Annotated in this window: 16 protein-coding genes; 7 read left to right on the forward strand and 9 right to left on the reverse strand. The window is 63.8% G+C overall.

Annotated elements, in window-relative coordinates; genetic code table 11:
* Nucleotides 1–526: integrase core domain-containing protein (locus tag CH266_RS14285; protein ID WP_141214474.1), on the forward strand; the 526-nt coding region annotated here is incomplete at its 5' end.
* On the opposite strand, the gene CH266_RS14290 is transcribed toward CH266_RS14285, so the two are convergent.
* Nucleotides 523–2652, reverse strand: a complete 2130-nt coding sequence (locus tag CH266_RS14290; protein ID WP_032387027.1) for an MMPL family transporter — start codon at nt 2650–2652, stop codon at nt 523–525. The genes CH266_RS14285 and CH266_RS14290 overlap by 4 nt on opposite strands.
* Before the next feature lie 127 nt (nt 2653–2779).
* Here CH266_RS14290 and CH266_RS14295 point away from each other — a divergent pair, with 127 nt between their 5' ends.
* Both CH266_RS14295 and CH266_RS14300 read left to right on the forward strand, forming a co-directional pair.
* Nucleotides 2780–6055, forward strand: a complete 3276-nt coding sequence (locus CH266_RS14295) for an error-prone DNA polymerase (RefSeq protein WP_094715583.1) — start codon at nt 2780–2782, stop codon at nt 6053–6055.
* 54 nt (nt 6056–6109) lie between these two features.
* On the forward strand, nt 6110–6610 hold the full coding sequence (locus CH266_RS14300) for a metallophosphoesterase family protein (protein WP_032371122.1): 501 nt from the start codon (nt 6110–6112) through the stop codon (nt 6608–6610).
* A gap of 19 nt (nt 6611–6629) precedes the next feature.
* On the opposite strand, the gene CH266_RS14305 is transcribed toward CH266_RS14300, so the two are convergent.
* Nucleotides 6630–7355 (reverse strand): SDR family NAD(P)-dependent oxidoreductase, encoded by a 726-nt coding sequence (locus tag CH266_RS14305; RefSeq protein WP_094715551.1) that lies wholly within the window; start codon nt 7353–7355, stop codon nt 6630–6632.
* A gap of 65 nt (nt 7356–7420) precedes the next feature.
* Here CH266_RS14305 and CH266_RS14310 point away from each other — a divergent pair, with 65 nt between their 5' ends.
* Together CH266_RS14310 and CH266_RS14315 are read left to right on the forward strand one after the other, a co-directional pair.
* The gene (locus CH266_RS14310; RefSeq protein ID WP_032384021.1) at nt 7421–8260 is read left to right on the forward strand and encodes a helix-turn-helix transcriptional regulator; all 840 of its coding nucleotides are present in this window, start codon (nt 7421–7423) and stop codon (nt 8258–8260) included.
* 111 nt (nt 8261–8371) lie between these two features.
* Nucleotides 8372–9301, forward strand: a complete 930-nt coding sequence (locus CH266_RS14315) for an SDR family oxidoreductase (RefSeq protein ID WP_094715552.1) — start codon at nt 8372–8374, stop codon at nt 9299–9301.
* A gap of 35 nt (nt 9302–9336) precedes the next feature.
* Here CH266_RS14315 and CH266_RS14320 read toward each other — a convergent pair whose 3' ends face one another.
* The 3 genes from CH266_RS14320 to CH266_RS14330 all read right to left on the reverse strand — a co-directional run bounded on the left by CH266_RS14320 (nt 9337) and on the right by CH266_RS14330 (nt 12809).
* Entirely contained in the window at nt 9337–10290 is a 954-nt protein-coding gene (locus tag CH266_RS14320; RefSeq protein WP_032365671.1) for a methyl-accepting chemotaxis protein, read from the reverse strand.
* Nucleotides 10291–10366: 76 nt separating this feature from the next.
* Entirely contained in the window at nt 10367–12373 is a 2007-nt protein-coding gene (locus tag CH266_RS14325; RefSeq protein WP_094715553.1) for a DUF222 domain-containing protein, read from the reverse strand.
* Nucleotides 12374–12485: 112 nt separating this feature from the next.
* Complete coding sequence (locus CH266_RS14330; protein ID WP_032393319.1) at nt 12486–12809, reverse strand: winged helix-turn-helix transcriptional regulator; 324 nt, start codon at nt 12807–12809, stop codon at nt 12486–12488.
* A gap of 71 nt (nt 12810–12880) precedes the next feature.
* Here CH266_RS14330 and CH266_RS14335 point away from each other — a divergent pair, with 71 nt between their 5' ends.
* A complete protein-coding gene (locus tag CH266_RS14335) occupies nt 12881–13639 on the forward strand; it encodes an SDR family oxidoreductase (RefSeq protein WP_094715554.1) in 759 nt (252 codons plus the stop codon).
* Between the two features lie 26 nt (nt 13640–13665).
* Here CH266_RS14335 and CH266_RS14340 read toward each other — a convergent pair whose 3' ends face one another.
* From CH266_RS14340 to CH266_RS14355, 4 genes are all read right to left on the reverse strand, one after another.
* The gene (locus CH266_RS14340; RefSeq protein WP_176457096.1) at nt 13666–14220 is read right to left on the reverse strand and encodes a DUF6764 family protein; all 555 of its coding nucleotides are present in this window, start codon (nt 14218–14220) and stop codon (nt 13666–13668) included.
* A gap of 489 nt (nt 14221–14709) precedes the next feature.
* Entirely contained in the window at nt 14710–15177 is a 468-nt protein-coding gene (locus tag CH266_RS14345; RefSeq protein ID WP_027496394.1) for a MerR family transcriptional regulator, read from the reverse strand.
* A 28-nt stretch (nt 15178–15205) separates the two neighbouring features.
* Nucleotides 15206–16078: an SDR family oxidoreductase gene (locus CH266_RS14350; RefSeq protein WP_094715555.1), complete on the reverse strand. Its 873-nt coding sequence runs from the start codon at nt 16076–16078 to the stop codon at nt 15206–15208.
* 43 nt (nt 16079–16121) lie between these two features.
* A complete protein-coding gene (locus CH266_RS14355) occupies nt 16122–16586 on the reverse strand; it encodes a tRNA (cytidine(34)-2'-O)-methyltransferase (RefSeq protein ID WP_179284834.1) in 465 nt (154 codons plus the stop codon).
* Nucleotides 16587–16619: 33 nt separating this feature from the next.
* Here CH266_RS14355 and CH266_RS14360 point away from each other — a divergent pair, with 33 nt between their 5' ends.
* Nucleotides 16620–17228, forward strand: coding sequence for a pentapeptide repeat-containing protein (locus CH266_RS14360; RefSeq protein ID WP_094715556.1), 609 nt, complete (start codon nt 16620–16622; stop codon nt 17226–17228).
* The last annotated feature ends 52 nt before the right edge of the window (nt 17229–17280 follow it).

Raw genomic sequence — 17280 nt, forward strand, 5'->3', positions numbered from 1 at the left:
CCGAATCCCCGACGGCGGCGGACATCGCAAGCTCGGCCGCGCGATCGGAAAGCGGCACAACAAGAAACAGGGCCGCGGTTACTCCTACGTCCATCACGCCGTCGACGATCACAGCCGGCTCGCGTATTCGGAGATCCTCGGTGACGAACGCAAAGAAACCGCCTCGGGGTTCTTCGAGCGCGCCAAAGCCTACTTCGCAGCCCATGACATCACGATCGCGCGTGTGCTGACCGACAACGGATCCTGTTACCGCTCAACACTGTTCGCGCAGACCCTAGGCCCTGGAATCAAGCACAAACGAACCAGGCCGTATCGGCCGCAGACCAACGGCAAAGTCGAACGATTCAACCGAACCCTCAACCAGGAATGGGCCTACGCGAACACCTACCTCTCCGACGAAGCCAGAGCGGCGACCTACCAAGACTGGATCCACCACTACAATCACCACCGACCCCACACAGGCATCGGCGGCAAGTCACCCATCGAGCGACTGACCGTCCACAACGTCCCCGGGAAGAACAGCTAGTGCCCCATACCGGCCTTCTCGTGCACTTTCTTCATCCACGCCGGGGCCCACCAGTTGGCTTCGCCCATGAGCTTGACCAAGGAGGGCACCAGCAGCATGCGGATGATGGTGGCGTCGATGATCAGCGCCAGAATCACGCCGAAGCCGAGGAACTTCATGATCGACAGGCCCGAGATCGTGAACGCTCCGGTGACGACGATCAGGATCAGGGCCGCGGCAGTGACGATGCGTCCGGTGCGCTGGGCTCCGAAAATGACGGCCTCCTCGGTGGAAGCACCTGCCGAGCGCGCTTCGACCATCCGGGACATCAAGAACACTTCGTAGTCGGTCGACAGGCCGAAGATGACTGCGAGGATGAGTACGACGAAGGTCGACTCGAGCGGACCGGGCGTCACTCCCAGCAGGCTTGCACCGTGACCTTCCTGGAACACCCAGGTCAGTGCACCGAAGGTCGCTGCCAGGCTCAGTCCGGCCATGAGAACTGCTTTGATCGGCAGCACTATCGAGCCGAAGGCCAGGAACAGCAGGACCAACGTCGAGATCACCATGATCGCGATCATCACCGGCAGCCATTTCGCGATCGCGGCATTACCGTCGTCGACGTTCGCGCGTCCGCCGCCGACGAGGATTTCGGTGCCGTCCGGTGGAGTGATCGCGCGGAGGGCAGTCACCGCATTCGATTGGGACCGAGCCTCGGTCGTTCCGTCGCTGGGTTCGCTGTAGGACGCCTGGAATGCCACCAGATCGTCCTTGGATCCGAGGAATTCGGCTCGGGCAACGCCGGGGGTGGCGTTCATCGCTGCGGTCAGTTCCGCAACGGGCGGGCCCTGAGGCTTGACGCCGTCGAGACCCCGCAGCACCACGGTGGCACCGTCGCCGGTGGACTCGAAGTCGGTGGCGAGGGTTTCGAAGGCCGCCCGTGCCGGGTCGTTCTTCGGTAGTGCCGTGTAGTCGACCTCTCCCAGGGAGACCTTCAGAATCGGCGTGGCGACGATCAGCAGGCCCGCGACGATGACGGCGGCGACGATTCCTGGATTCTTCATCACTCGGGTGACGACACCACCCCAGAACTTGTGTGCGCGTGCGTCACTGCGGTCCGAGGCGGTACGCGACCAGGTCCAGGAGTTGATGCGAGTGCCAAGAAGAGCGAGCAGAGCGGGCACCGCGGTCAGGGACAGCAGGGCGGCGCTGGCCACCGCGGCCATGGCACCGAAACCGAGGGATCGAATCACCGCCTGCGGGAAGACCAGCATGCCCGCGAACGCGCAGATCAGCAGCAGTCCGGAGAAGACGACGGTGCGGCCCGCAGTGGACACGGTACGTACGGTCGCCTCCATCGACGACGACCCGGTGCGGAGTTCCTCGCGGAATCGACTGACGATGAACAGTCCGTAATCAATGGCCAAGCCGAGGCCGAGCAACGACGCAACGTTGATCGAGAACGAGCTCACCTCGGTGAATTCGGTCAGCACCCGCAGGATTGCCAGCGAGCTGAGCACACTGAGAATTCCGACGAACACCGGTACCGCTGCGGCGATCACGCCACCGAAGATGAAGACGAGAAGCAGAAGTGTGATGGGGACGGCGATGATCTCCGAGCGCACGAGGTCTCGCTCGAGGGTTTGGCTGAGCGAGACGCCCACGACCGATGCGCCGGCGAATTGCGACTCGATGCCGGGGACGACGAGTTGTGGAGGTAGCTCACCGAACGTGTTGAACGTAACTCCCGATTTCGCACCGAGGGAGATGGTCACCAGTGCTTTGGTTCGGTCTTTCGAGACCAGGAATTCCTTGGTCACCGGGTCCGCGGTCCAGTAGGAGTTCACGTTTCCGAGGGTGTAGCGGCTGCGGAATTCGTCGAGTGTTGACTGCACCTGTGGTCCGATGTCGTCGATCGTGCGTCCGTCGGGTGCGGTGTAGATCGCGACGATGTCGGGGGTCGGTTGGCCGATGCCCTGGACCAGCCGCGCGACCTGCGACGATTCGCTGCCTGCGTCGGCGTATCCGCCCTCGCTCAGTTTCGAGAAGACGCCCAGTCCCAGCACGCCGCCGACGGCTACGACCGCGACGACGACGGCGAGCACCCATCGCTTGTGCGATACGACGAACGATGCCCAACGCGTCACAACTGTGCTCCGGCTCTGTGGAAGGGGTGAGTAGCGATTCGACTGTAGTTGATCGTGTCGGACCCTCGTGTTCTCATTAGAACAAGTGTTCGATGATCTGCGTGACGGTGTGAAGGAGGTGGTCTCGATGGGATGGAACGACGGGCCGCCCACCTGGTCGGAAATGGAGCGAGTCCTCTCCGGGCGCCCCAAGCCGGTCGCCGAAGGCGATGGGGGCGACAGCCCGGCGTGGTCGCGCAAACGCGACGCCTACCAGGGTCGCCGGCCCGATTCGGTGGGGCCGTCGACACCATACGCAGAACTGCATGCGCATTCTGCGTTCAGTTTTCTCGACGGAGCATCGCAGCCGGAGGAAATGGTCGAGGAAGCGGTGCGTCTGGGACTCGAATCCATTGCGATCACCGACCACGACGGCTTCTACGGCGTCGTACGTTTCGCCGAGGCAGCACGAGCCCTCGGCATCGGAACAGTGTTCGGTGCCGAGCTGTCGCTCGACACCCACCGGTCCAGGGCCGGAGCGACCGATCCCGACGGTACGCATCTTCTGGTGCTCGCTCGTGGACAGGAAGGGTATCGGCGGCTGTCGCGTCGGATCGCGGCCGCGCATCTGGCCGGCGGAGTCAAGGGTGAGCCGCGGTACGACGTGGACGAACTCACCGAATCGGCGGGAGGGCACTGGCAGATCCTGACCGGTTGTCGCAAAGGGCATGTTCGCCAAGCACTCTCGCGGGGTGGGCAGGAGGCGGCCGATCTCGCGCTGCGTGATCTGGTCGATCGGTTCGGGGCCGAGCGCGTCACCGTCGAGCTCACCAGGCACGGCACTGCCGACGACGATGAGCGCAACGACGCCCTCGCAGCGCTGGCTCGCCGGTACGGTCTGCCGATGATCGCCACCACGGCGGCGCACTACGCCAGTCCGCGTAGCCGAAGGTTGGCCATGGCGATGGCTGCGGTACGTGCGCGGAGCAGTCTGGACGAGGCGGCAGGGTGGCTGGCACCGACGGGTGGTGCACATCTGCGGTCGGGGGCGGAGATGGCGGAGTTGTTCGAGCACTATCCCGGTGCAGTGCGCGGTGCCGTCGAACTGGGTCGAGAATGCACGTTCGATCTGAAACTGATTGCGCCTCGTCTCCCACCGTTCGAGGTGCCCGACGGTTACACCGAGATCAGTTACCTGCGGCGGCTCACGTTCGAGGGTGCTGCCCGGCGGTACGGCCCGCAGTCGGCGAACCCGGCTGCATATTCGCAGTTGGAGTACGAGCTCGACATCATCGAGCGGCTCGAATTTCCTGGCTACTTCCTGGTGGTGCACGACATCGTTCATTTCTGCAAGACCCACGACATTCTGTGCCAGGGGCGAGGCTCGGCGGCGAACTCGGCCGTCTGCTACGCCATCGGAATCACGAATGTCGATCCGGTTGCCAACAAGTTGCTGTTCGAGCGGTTTCTCGCACCCGAACGCGACGGACCACCCGACATCGACATCGACATCGAGTCGGATCGGCGGGAAGAGGCCATTCAGCATGTGTACGCCAAGTACGGCCGTACCCATGCCGCTCAGGTCGCCAACGTCATCACCTATCGCGGGAAGTCCTCGGTACGAGACATGGCTCGCGCTCTCGGGTTCTCCCAGGGGCAACAGGACGCGTGGAGCAAGCAGATCACCCGGTGGTCCGGAATCGGCGATCAGGACGGCGACGGGATCCCCGATTCCGTTCTCGACCTCGCCCGTCAGATCGAGGGCTTTCCGCGTCACCTCGGCATCCATTCGGGAGGAATGGTGATCTGCGACCGACCGATCGCCGACGTGTGCCCGGTGGAATGGGCGACGATGGAGAATCGCAGTGTGCTGCAATGGGACAAAGACGATTGTGCCGCAGTGGGTTTGGTCAAGTTCGACATGCTCGGGCTCGGGATGCTCTCGGCTCTGCATTACATGATCGACCTGGTCGCCGAACACAAGGGCATCGAGATCGACCTCGCCTCGATCGACCTGTCCGAACATGCGGTGTACGAGATGCTGCAACGGGCCGATTCGGTCGGTGTGTTCCAGGTCGAGTCGCGGGCCCAGATGGCGACTCTTCCGCGGCTCAAGCCGCGTAATTTCTACGATCTCGTCGTCGAGGTCGCCTTGATTCGTCCCGGTCCCATCCAAGGTGGCTCGGTGCACCCGTACGTCAAGCGGCGCAACGGACTCGAACCGGTCACCTTCGATCATCCGTCGCTGAAGAAAGCTCTCGATCGAACTCTCGGGGTACCGCTGTTCCAGGAACAGCTGATGCAGATGGCCATCGACGTCGCGGGCTTCAGCGCCGCCGATGCCGATCAGCTGCGTCGAGCCATGGGATCGAAACGGTCTCCGGAGAAGATGGAATTGCTTCGTGGACGGTTCTACGACGGAATGCGTGATCTGCACGGCATCACCGGTGCAGCCGCGGATCGAATCTACGAAAAGCTCTCGGCGTTCGCCAACTTCGGCTTTCCCGAAAGCCATTCGCAGAGCTTTGCCTCGTTGGTCTTCTACTCGTCGTGGTTCAAGCTGCACCATCCGGCGGCGTTCTGTGCCGGTCTCCTTCGTGCTCAGCCGATGGGCTTCTACTCACCTCAGTCTCTGGTGGCCGATGCCCGACGGCACGGCGTGGTCGTGCACGGTGCCGACGTCAACGCCAGTCTCGGTCATGCAAATCTCGAGGCAGACGGTCTCGAGATCCGCATGGGTTTGGCGGACGTGAAGTTCATCGGGACGGCACTTGCCCAGAAGATCGTCGACGCGCGAGACGCACACGGGCCGTACACCTCGTTTCTGGATCTGACGGGACGCGTCGAACTGTCGGTGGCGCAAGCGGAAGCACTGGCCACGGCCGGCGCGCTGGGGTGTTTCGGCATCACTCGTCGAGAGGCGTTGTGGGCTGCCGGAGCGGCCGCGGGGGAGCGGCCCGGTCTGCTCCCCGGCGTCGGCGCATCGACGAAAGCGCCTGCGCTGCCGGGTATGACGGACCTCGATCTGGCGTCGGCCGATGTCTGGGCAACGGGAGTGTCACCCAATTCCTACCCCACTCAGTTCTTCCGGGATCGGCTGGATTCCCTCGGCGTGGTGCCCGCCAATCGGCTGCTGAAGATCCCCGATGGCGACCGGGTCCTCGTCGGCGGTGCAGTGACGCATCGTCAACGTCCGGCAACCGCGGGAGGCGTCACGTTCATCAACCTCGAAGACGAAACCGGCATGGTCAACGTCGTGTGCTCGGTGGGGTTGTGGGCGAAGTACCGCAAACTCGCAATCACCGCTCCGGCGTTGCTCATTCGAGGCAAAGTGCAGAATGCCGAGGGAGCGGTGACCGTGGTGGCAGACCATCTGCAATTGATGGATCTGCGAGTTGCGTCCCGATCCAGAGACTTTCGCTGATGAACTCGGCCTGCCCGCGCGTCATCGAGCAGGACGCCGGTGCAGAATCGAGGCGTGAAGCTACTGATCATTGCGGACACTCACTTGCCCACCCGAGCGAAAGTGCTGCCCGATCAGGTGTGGGCCGCCGTCGACGACGCCGATGTGGTGATCCATGCCGGAGATTGGGTGAATCTCGCGACGTTCGAGGCACTCTCGCAGCGATCTCGTTCGCTGGTCGCCTGCTGGGGAAACAACGACGGCGACGAGCTGCGTGCGGTCATGCCCGAACGTGCCGACGTGGCACTCGGCGGCGTGCGCTTCACCGTCGTCCACGAAACCGGAGCCGCCACAGGACGCGAGCGCCGGATGGCGGCCGAATACCCCGATACCGACGTCCTCGTGTTCGGACACAGTCACATTCCGTGGGATACGACGGCCGACAACGGTCTACGGCTGCTCAACCCCGGATCGCCGACGGATCGGCGTCGGCAGCCGTTCTGTACCTACCTCACCGCCGTTGCCGATGGCGGCGAGCTGACAGACGTCGAGCTGCATCGACTTCCGCCTCGCTGATCGGCATGCCGAGTGTCCGTCACATTCCGCCTGCGACTCGGACGACCGTTCCGGTGGCGTAGCGCGCATCCTCGGACAACAGCCACGACACCGCGCCGGCGATCTCGTCGGGCACTCCGGGGCGGCCGAGGGGGATGCTCGACGCTATCTTCCGTGGTCGCTCACGGTCTTTGTGAAACTCGGTCTCGATGACTCCCGGCGCGACGGCGTTGACGCGAATGTTCTGCGCGGCAAGCTCTTTGGACAGACCGACCGTCAAGGTGTCGACGGCTGCCTTGGCCGCGGCGTAGTGCACGTACATACCGGGACTTCCGATGGTGGCTGCCGCGGAGGAGATGTTGACGATGGCACCGCCGTGGTCGGCCATCGCGTGTACGGCGTACTTGCAGCAGGTCAGGACGCCGAGCAGGTTGACGTCCAAGTCTGCCCTGATCGTCTCGATGTCGTTGTTCGCCAGGGTCCCTACTGCACGCGCCGATCCGGCGTTGTTCACCAATCCGGTGACAGTGCCAATCTCGGCAGCCGCAGCGAACAGATCGATCACCGACCGCTCGTCGGTGGTGTCGGCACGTATCGCGACGACCGTTCGGTCGGCGCTCGACAGTTCGTGCACCACTGCTTCGGCGGTCGCAGATTCCGAGCGGTAGGCGATCACGACGTCGTGCCCATCGGCCACGAGACGCCGAGATACTGCGGCTCCGATTCCGCGGCTGCCGCCGGTCACGATCGTCAAAGGGGCATTCATCGTTCGACAATAGCGAGTACCGAAGGAGCACAATGGCGGGCAACGCACGACAGAGGAGGGTTCTGTTGATCGACAGACCGGAATTGGCCGCTTTTCTCAAGCAGCGCCGAGAGGCGCTACAGCCCGAGGATGTCGGACTTCCGCGTGGACAACGGCGTCGAACGCGGGGTCTGCGCCGGGAAGAAGTAGCCGGCCTGTGCCACATGTCGACCGATTACTACGCGCGCCTCGAGCGCGGAACAGGCCCCGCTCCATCGGAGCAGATGATCGCGTCGATAGCGCAGGGTCTGCACCTGTCGTTGGACGAGCGCGACCACGTCTTCCGCTTGGCCGGCCAGAGTCCACCGGTACGCGGTGCGGCAAGCGAGCACGTCAGCCCTGGCCTGTTGCGCATCATGGATCGCCTGCACGACACGCCGGCCGAGATCATCTCCGAGATCGGAGAGACCCTTCGACAGACGCCTCTGGCAGCAGCCTTGACCGGAGACGCAACGCACCGGACCGGGCCGGATAGAAGTCTCGGATATCGCTGGTTCACCGATCCTGCTGTCCAGCAGTCGTATCCGCTCGAAGATCGCGCCTTGCTGTCGAGGGCGTACGCCTCGGGTTTACGGGAAGTCGCGACCCTGCGCGGCCCGGACTCGCAGGCGGCTCGACTGGCCGCTCGACTCCAAGCGTCAAGCGAGGAATTCCGAGTGTTGTGGGAGCGGCGCGAAGTGGGTGTTCGTCCCCCCGAGTTCAAGACCTTCATCCATCCGGCGGTCGGCCAGATCGAGCTGCATTGTCAGACGCTGCTCGACCCCGAGCAATCGCATCGACTGCTGGTGTACACAGCCGTGCCGGGCAGCGAGAGCTATGCAAGATTGGAACTGCTCTCGGTTGTCGGTACTGACGTACTGACCTGACGAGGTCTGCTCATCAGTGGATCGGCAAGTCCTGGATCAGAGCGGCGTGTGGCACGACCATGGATGTCAGCGCATCCAAATCGCTCGATCACTACAGCCGAGGAGCTCACAATGGCCCGCATCGCAGATACATCGATCAGGAATCTCACTGGAAAGCGTGCCGTCGTCACCGGAGCGAGTGACGGTCTCGGCGCGGTGATTGCGACTTCTCTCGCTCGTTCGGGAGCCGAGGTCGTCATGCCCGTGCGCTCAGCCGCCAAGGGAGAGCGGGTAGTCGAATCGATTCGGTCATCCGTGCCGAACGCGAAGGTCAGCACTCGGCTCCTCGATCTGTCGTCACTGACCTCCGTTGGCGCATCGGTCGACGAGTTCTTGTCGGAAGGCCGACCGATCGACGTTCTCGTCAACAACGCCGGTGTCATGCAACCGCCGCAGCGGCAGGTCACCCAGGACGGGTTCGAGCTGCAATTCGGTACGAACCACCTCGGTCACTTCGCCTTCACCCTCGGCCTGCTCCCACTGCTCCGAGAAGGCGCAGGACGGGTCACTCACCAGACCAGCATCGCGGCACGCGTGGGGGCCATCAACTGGGACGACTTGAATTGGGAGCAGTCCTACGACGTCATGAAGGCCTACAGCCAATCCAAGATCGCTGTGGGGCTGTTCGCCCGTGAGCTCGAGGCGCGCAGTAGGGCCGGCGGGTGGGGAATCACCAGCAACATGGCGCATCCCGGAATCTCCCCGACGAATCTGCTTGCGGCTCAACCGGGCCTGGGACGACCCAAGGATTCGGCCGGCCGCGGGCTGATCAGCGTTCTGGCTCGCGTCGGGATTGCGGGGAGCGTGGACAGCGCCGCGCAGCCGGCTGTGGTGGCAGCAGCGGGAACACTGTCGCGAGGCGACCAGTTCGTAGGACCCAGACGCCTGATCGGTGGTCCCCCGGCCGAGGTCTCCATATGGAAGCCGTTGCGCAGCATGGACGATGCGCGACGTCTGTGGGACGCATCCGAGGTTCTCACCGGTGTACGACTCGGATCCTGAGTCGCGGGCCCTGCTCGGTGCCCACTGCTGGGTTCTCACTGCTGGGTCGGTGCGGGCTCTCGGGCATGGTCGACCAAGTCGTGCACCAGTCCGATGATGACGTCCATCTGTTCGATGACTTCCACGCGCAGTCGGTCCTGTTGCTCGTCGGGCATGACCGGGGCATTCGGGCCGTCGAGGGACATCAACAGATCGATGTTGGTGCGCAGAGCGGTCAATGGTTCCATCAGTTCGGCACCTGCGTCGACTATCAACTGTCCCTGTCGTGCCCGCGACCGCGAGAGCGCAGCCAGCATCTCGTTGAAACTGTTGGCGAGAGACGCCAGTTCGTCGTCTCCGTTGACGTCGATGGGCTCGAAGGCACCCGTCCTGGCCACTCGTTCCGTTCCGGCGCGTAACCGTCTGACCGGACGAAGCCCGGTGCGAGCGACGGCTGCGCCGGCCACACCAGCGAGGGCGACGAGGAACGCCCCGACGAGGATCAGGGCAAGCGTGAGTTTTCCGAGCAGTGGTGACGTACCGCTCAGGGCTTCGGCCACCATGATCGTCTCACCGGAATCGGTGCGCTCGGCGGATATGTAGTAGCCGCGAACCTCCCGCAGTGACCGATCGGTGCGGCCCTCGGTGACCGCCTTCTCCGGATCGTCGAGCCCACCATCGGAGTTGGTGAAGGGGTAGGTGCCGTTGGACGAGGACACCAAGGTGCCATCGGTGGTCATCAACGCAACTTTGACCGCGGTTCCTTCGGTGTCCTCGATCCCGAACCCGAAGAGATCGGCAGGCACTCCCGACGCGGCGCTGGCGATCAGTGCATCGCTGTTTCGGCCGACACGGTCGATGATCTGCGAGCGAAGCGACTGCTCTGCGACGAGGTAGATCGCCAGAGCGCTGACCGCAACGGCGAGCGCGGCCAGGCTCATCGTCAACACTCGAATCCGTCCGTGCAACGACAGCGCCCTCGGGCGGGTGTGCGCACGTGAATACCTCATGGATCGAGTATGCCGGTCGGCAGCGACCAGAATTCGCGAGGCTGCCATGAGGAGGCACCGAAGAGCGCACCGATACTCAGAAGGGCGGCTCCTCGTCTTCTTCGTTGGTCGGTTCTGGCTCGGGGGTCGGGTTGTCGGGTGGGTCGGGGTAGGCGATGATGCCTGATCTTCTGGGTTGGGTGGGGGTGTGTGGCCGGAGGTCGTTGCCGATGATGGGTACTGTGGTTCCGTTGGCTGGCAGGGTGATTCGGGTGGTCTTCGAGGTGGAGGTCCACAGGATGGCGCCGCCGGGGAGCATGACGGCGGTCCAGTAGCCTGCGGTTTTGACGCTGTGGTGGTATTCGCAAAGACATTGGAGGTTGTTGACGGTGGTCCAGCCGCCGCCGAGTGGGTTGGCGTGGTCGAACGGGATCACGTGGTCGAGTTGGCAGCGTGCGGCGGGTCGGTGGCAGCCGGGGAAGCGGCAGTGGCGGTCGCGGAGTCGGACGGCGGCGATGGTGAGGGCGTCGGGTCTGTAGATCAGGGCTCGGTCGGTGAGTGGGTCGCGCCCGACGGATGTTCCGAGAGTGGGGTCGGCTTCGAGTGCTGCGGCGAGGGACGCATTGCCGAGGTAGATGCCTGCCGGTGTGTGCATGATGCGGCGGTTCGACCGGATCATCGAGGGTAGGGCAGAGCTGTGCCGTGCGCCCCGGCCGATTGGGGTGTGAGTACAGAACAGTGCCGCTGCGGAGGCAAGGGCATTCCGACGTCGTTGCCGGGTGTCGTCATCAACGGTCGGCTCAGGTGGTGTCGGAACAGTCGTCGAATCGGTCTGTGCAGCAGCCGAACCCGGACCCGGCCCTGCATCGTCCACGCGTTCTGCATTGTCGGTTGCATTCTTGGTCGCGCTGTCGGTGTGAGTTGTCGGTGCTGCCGTGTCCGCTGGCGCTGACTTCTCCGTTGCGTTGTCCGTCGGCGCTGCTGAGCGTGTTGCGGTGCTGGTGCCTGTGTCGGTGCGTGTATCCGCATGCGCTGGAGGTGTATTCGATTCCGTCGCGTTCGATTCGGCTACGTTCGATTCTGCCGAGTTCGGCTGTGCAGGCTCGGGGTCTGCCCTGTTCGGCTCGTCTGTGGTGTCTGTGGTGTCTGTGGTGTCTGTGGGTTCAGCGGAGCGTCGTTCCCATTCCCCGGTTTCCGGGTTCTGCACCGCCAGTCCGAGTGTCTCGGCGAGGGTGACTGCTTCGGTGAGCAGGATCTGCCACTGACTGTTGCGCGCCAACTCTCGTGCCAGATCAGGGTCGATGGATCCGTGCCCAGCCAAGTACGCAGGATTTGCCAACAGTCCGATGAGAGTTGCGATGTCGACAGTGACCATCGTCAACGGCACCCGACGATCCGGCAGCTCTGCATCTTTCTTCGGGCAGCCCGCGCGTTGGCACAGGCATGTCAGCCGGGGTTCACCGTGCATCCGCGCCATGAACGCATCGCACAGTCGTTCCTGTTTGCCGCGCGGATCCTTCGCGCACACCGTGTCGGCCATCTCCTCGAGCAGCTGCCATGCGGCGGCGGCTTCGGGGGCGGTCAATTCTGCTCGGATCCGGGCCAATTCCCCAGCCGGGGCGTAGGAAACATTGCGGAACTTCTTCGCGAACTCTCGCAACGCTGCTGCTTCCTCCGGTGCGACGCGCAGCAAAATCTCCCAGATCTCCTTTTCCAACGGCCCCGGTGAGAAGCGACGTGCGGCCTCGACGACGTCGCCTTCGACGAGGTCGACGAGGGCGTCGGACAGATTGTCGAGAATCCGGCACGCGACCCGAACCCGCGCGAAGTCGATCTCACCGGCCTCGAATTCTCCCCGGAGCTTCGGCATGCGGGTGTGCAGCGCAACCCCGGCAGAGATGTAGGCCTCGGCGACCGTCGCCGAGCATCCCAACGCGACAGCGAGTTCGGTGCGTCCGTACCGGCTGTACCGCCGATGCTTCGCATCCTGCGCGATGCAGGTGAGGTGGAAGTCGTAGCAGGCAGCGATCTTTCGGGCCGCATGCCGATTCTCTTCCCGCGCGGCAGCGGTCAACGCATCCAACGACACCACTGGTGCAGCCATTTTTCACCCCCCGGTGACCCCCAGTTCAGAACATGCGTTCGAACTGAAGAAAGAGTATCTCGACCCACCGACAAGAATGGAAAGGTGCCCGTTGAGCACTTGCCGAGACTGGTTACATGCGGTGATCGGTGTGGTCGCTGTCCTCGTTCCATCGCTGTGCCCATTGCCACAGCGGTTCGAGTGCGGGTCCGAGTTCGTCACCGATCTCGGTGAGACGGTAAGAGCCATCAGGGCCCTTCGCCAGCACTCGTGCGTCGACGAGAGTGCGTAGCCGGGTGGCGAGCACGCTCGAGGATATGTCGTCGGTGCGTCGCCTCAGTTCGAGGAAGCCGAGCGGTCCGCTGCGTAGCTCGAACAGGATGCGCATGTTCCAGCGCTGCCCCAGAAGGTCGAGCGCGGCCATCATGGCACGGCGCGGTTCGTTTGCCTTTTCCATCTCGACTCATCATAGTGGTTCGAAAATCGAAGCAGTTCGAAATTCGAAGCACTACGAGGAGTGGAGAACGAATGACCGGGCGGGCGGATGGAAAGACGGTGTTGATCACCGGCGCATCTCGGGGAATCGGAGCAGAAACTGCATTGCAGTTGGGTGCTCTCGGTGCTGCGGTCGCGGTGAACTACCGCGAGAAGAAGCGTCGAGCCGAGGCCGTGGTGCGCGCGATCGAGGAGGGCGGCGGCACAGCTCTTCCTGTGGGTGCCGACGTCACCGACGCTGACGCGATCGACGCCATGCTGAACGTAGTCGTTGCCGAGTTCGGCGCAATCGACGTTCTGGTTCTCAATGCCTCGGGTGGCCTGGAGTTCGGTGCAGAACCCGACTACGCGATGAGTATCAATCGCGACGCGCAGGTGGCGCTGGCTCGCGCGAGTATCGCCCGTATGGAGCCGGGCTCGCGGATCGTCTTCCTCACCAGCCACCAGGCGCATTTTCACGGCAAGAAACCGGTCCCCGTCGAATACGAACCCGTTGCTGCGAGCAAACGGGCGGGGGAGGATGCACTGCGTGGGATGATTCCTGAATTGGATTCTCGGGGAATCGAATTGGTCGTGGTGTCCGGGGACATGATCGAGGGCACGATCGTGGTCACCCTGCTCGAACGCCGTAATCCGGACTCAGTCGCTGCGCGAACCGCGCAGGGTGCGCTCCCGACCATTGCGGAGTTCGCGTCGGCTGTGACTGAGGCTGCAATCGGACCCATCGAGAAGTCCGGCCGGACTGTCTACGTAGGTGGAGCCGACTACCTCGACGGGTCCGTGTCGGGGTAGTCGGCTCCGCTCGATCGGATGAAGAATCAGCTACCGAGAACGCAGAACTGACCGCTCGTGAGGTTCAGTGCCAACGACAGCGGCCCGACGCAGTCGACGCCGCGTGCCTCGGATGTGGCACCGGATCCCCATCCTGCGACCGCGAGGGTCGTCTGGCCGGCATCTGCCCACGAGTGCGCGATTCCGCCGCCGAGTGCGAGCGCGTATGCCGTGCCCGCGTTCTTGCTCGCTCCGAGCGCGACACCGTAACCGTTGGCGTAGGTGTTGGTTGCGCCCGGCCCGTCGTTGACACTGACGGCAGTTCCGCTGTCGGCGGCACCGGCGGTGGCGCTTCCGGGTCCGCTCGAGGTGGCTCCGCAGCTCGCTGTGTCACTCACCTGGATGTCGTTGGCCGAGGGCGGCGACACGCACGTGACCGGTGCCGCCGACGCGGTGGCGGTGCCGGCGAAGGCGGCCGCCGTCAGGCCCGATCCGATGGCGAAAATAGCTGCGGTGCGGGCGATTCGACTACCGAACCGACTGAACGTTCGCGCGGAGGAGGAGTTGGAAGAAACCGTACGGGGCAGGGAAACAGAGAACAACAGAAAGCTCCTTCACGAGCGAAACGGGTCGGTGCGGCACACGGTACCCCGCTCCGGGGGTCCGTGACAGCAAGCAGACACAGATTGTGTAACGGTGCCGATGGCATCGGGAGATGAATCGTCGTAGAAGTCCGATTTCTCGGACCCCTGCGGTAACGGTCGAGCCGGTTCGTACCGCCTTTGTACTGCCCAGGTTCTACGTGCGCAGTCCGGTCGATTCCGTTCCGTCAGTTCATGATTGGGGCCTGTTTGTCGGCTCGGTGCCGGTGTCCGAAGCGGGTGGCGATGCTCCGAGTCGGCATGCCCGGGCGACCGCCGAACGAAAGGAAATTGTTATCGGAGGGCTGGCGAGCCGTCGGACGCGGCTCGATAGTTGGGTCTCACAGCGCAGGTGCCGTTCCGACCAGATCGATTTGTCGACGCTCACAATCGATTTGACGTGCGAGGACGCAGACATGCCCACCGGGCCGAACGGTTGTTTCACCCGGATCACGGACCCGTGGCGCCGCCGTATGTTGCGATCTTGTACTCGGTTGCCACGAGAGACAGTTGCAGTTCTCGGATGCGCTTGTGAACAGCGTCGCGATGCGCGACGAGCATCTCGAGTCGTTCCGGGACAGTCTGGTCGCCGCTGTCGACCAGCGCGACGTATCTCCGGAGGTCGCGCATGGGCATACCCGAGAGCCGCATCCTTGTCAGGAACACCAATCGACGGACGGCCGCGGAATCGTATCGTCTGTGCTCGAGTCCGTCGCGATCGACGTCGATGAGGCCGCATCGCTCGTAGTACCGCAGCGTGTGTGTGGAGATGCCGAGTAGTTCGGCTACCTCGGCGATACCGAGCGGTTCGGGCAGTTCCGACGGCTCGATCAGGTCGTGCAGCAGCTCCACCGTCAGGGGCGCAGCCGAGTCCACGGCCGCCGACAGCGCCCTGTTCATCAATTCGTTCGTCGACATGAGAGGGAAGATAGTCCTACCTGGGCAGTCATACCGGACGGACGGATTCGGGCACACCGGGGAAATCCGCGCTTGCGGACAATTCGGCATGGGTGTTCAAGGAGTCGAGTTCCCGACGGTACGACTCGCGTAGCCGTCGAACCGCTTCTCGCCCCAGTGGGATGCGCAGGGGAGCGGATTCGGCGTCGACCAGTCGGCGGATGATGTGCGCGGCGCGGGCCGGATCGCCTTCTTGCCGTCCGTCGACGTCGAGCACGTCGACTCTGAGCGCGCCCAACAGGGCGGTGTAGGCATCGATGGGGTCTGCGATCTCGAGTACATCGGCATTGTTGAACCCGGTCCTGAACCGACTCGGTTCGACGATGAGAACTCGAATGCCGAACCGAGCGACCTCGCCGGCAAGGGCTTCAGACCAGCCTTCGAGCGCGAATTTACCTGCAGAATACGAGCCGGCACCCGGGAACGAGACGCGGCCGCCTTGGCTGCTGACCTGCACGATGGTTCCCGCGCTCCGCTCTCGCATGTGAGGCAGGACTGCGCGGGTCAGAGCAGCAGGCCCGACCACGTGTTGTTCGAGCATGTCGCGCAATCGCGTGTCGTCTATCTCCTCCGCCGCACCGATCTGCCCGACGCCTCCGTTGTTCACCAGTACGTCGACGCGTCCGAACCGGCCGATCGCGGCCTCGACGACGGTCGGCGCGGATTCGGTGTTTCTGACGTCGAAGGCGATGGTCAGTAGGGATTCCGGGTTCTCGGCAACCAGGTCGTCGAGACGTTCGGGTCGCCGCATCGCTGCGACGACGGTGTCGCCTGCCTCCAGAGCGGCGACGGTGAGCGCCCGACCCAGGCCAGAGGATGCTCCGGTGATGAGCCAATGCCGTTGTCCGAGCGGTTGTGTCATGAACGGAAAGCTATGGCTTCGAGCGCACTCGAACGCAAATCGCTCAGACGCTGCCCTGATAGTCGTGTTGGCGCCAGGCCTCGTACATCGTCACTGCTGCGGCGTTCGCCAGGTTGAGTGATCGGCGTCCGGGGATCATCGGGATGCGCAGCTGATCGGTCACATGGGGGTCGTTCAAGACGTCGTCGGGGAGTCCGGTGGGTTCCGGTCCGAACAGTAGGACGTCACCGGGTTGGTAGGCGACGTCGGCGTAGGAGCGTGTTGCGTGCGCGGTGAAGGCGAAGACCCGTTCCGGGGCCAGTGCGGACCACGCCGACGGCAGGTCCTGGTGCACGGTGACCGACGCGAGGTCGTGGTAGTCCAATCCCGCACGTTTGAGCTTGGGTTCGGACATGTCGAACCCGAGGGGGCCCACGAGATGCAGTTCGCATCCGGTGCCGGCGACGAGGCGAATCGCATTGCCGGTGTTCTGCGGAATCCGGGGCTCGAAGAACATGAGTCGAAACACCCGGATCACTCTGCCACCACGGGCCCGGGGAGGATGGGGCAGGTGGACGACGAACAGACCATCGGCGAAGATTTCTCGGATTCTCGACTCGACGGGCGGGAGTGGTCGGGCAGGCAGTTCGTCCGGTGCACCTTCCGTGACGCGGACATGAGCAATGTCCGAATCGACTCGGTCGTCTTCACCGAATGCGACTTCACCGGTACCGACCTCACGGATTCGGTGCACACCAACTCGGCCTTTCGATCGTGCACGTTCACTCGAACCAATCTGCAGCACAGCGTCTTCCGTCACTCGACGTTGATGGGATCGGTGTTCGTGGACACTCGCATGCGGCCGGCCACCTACGACGAAGTCGATTTCACGTTGGCCTCGCTGGGTAATGCCGACCTGCGCGGCGTCGATCTGACCGGATGTCGGATGCGGGAGGCGAACCTGACCTCGACCGATCTTCGCAAAGCGGTGTTGCGGTCCGTCGATCTCGCGGGAGCACGAACCGTCGGTGCCAAAATGGAGGAGTCGGACCTGCGCGGAGCCGTCGTGGATGCGTCCCTGTGGGTCGGCGCAGGGGTGCGCGGGGCCAAGATCGAACTGATGCAAGCAGTGGCCTTCGCGGCTGCGCAGGGTCTGATCGTCGAGAGCTGACCGCGGTGATCGGCCCGGCGCGCCGCCGGACGGGCAGAACCTGAAACAATGG

Origin of the sequence: Rhodococcus sp. 06-1474-1B (assembly GCF_002258885.1) — a bacterium.
Taxonomy (GTDB): Bacteria; Actinomycetota; Actinomycetes; order Mycobacteriales; family Mycobacteriaceae; genus Rhodococcoides; species Rhodococcoides fascians.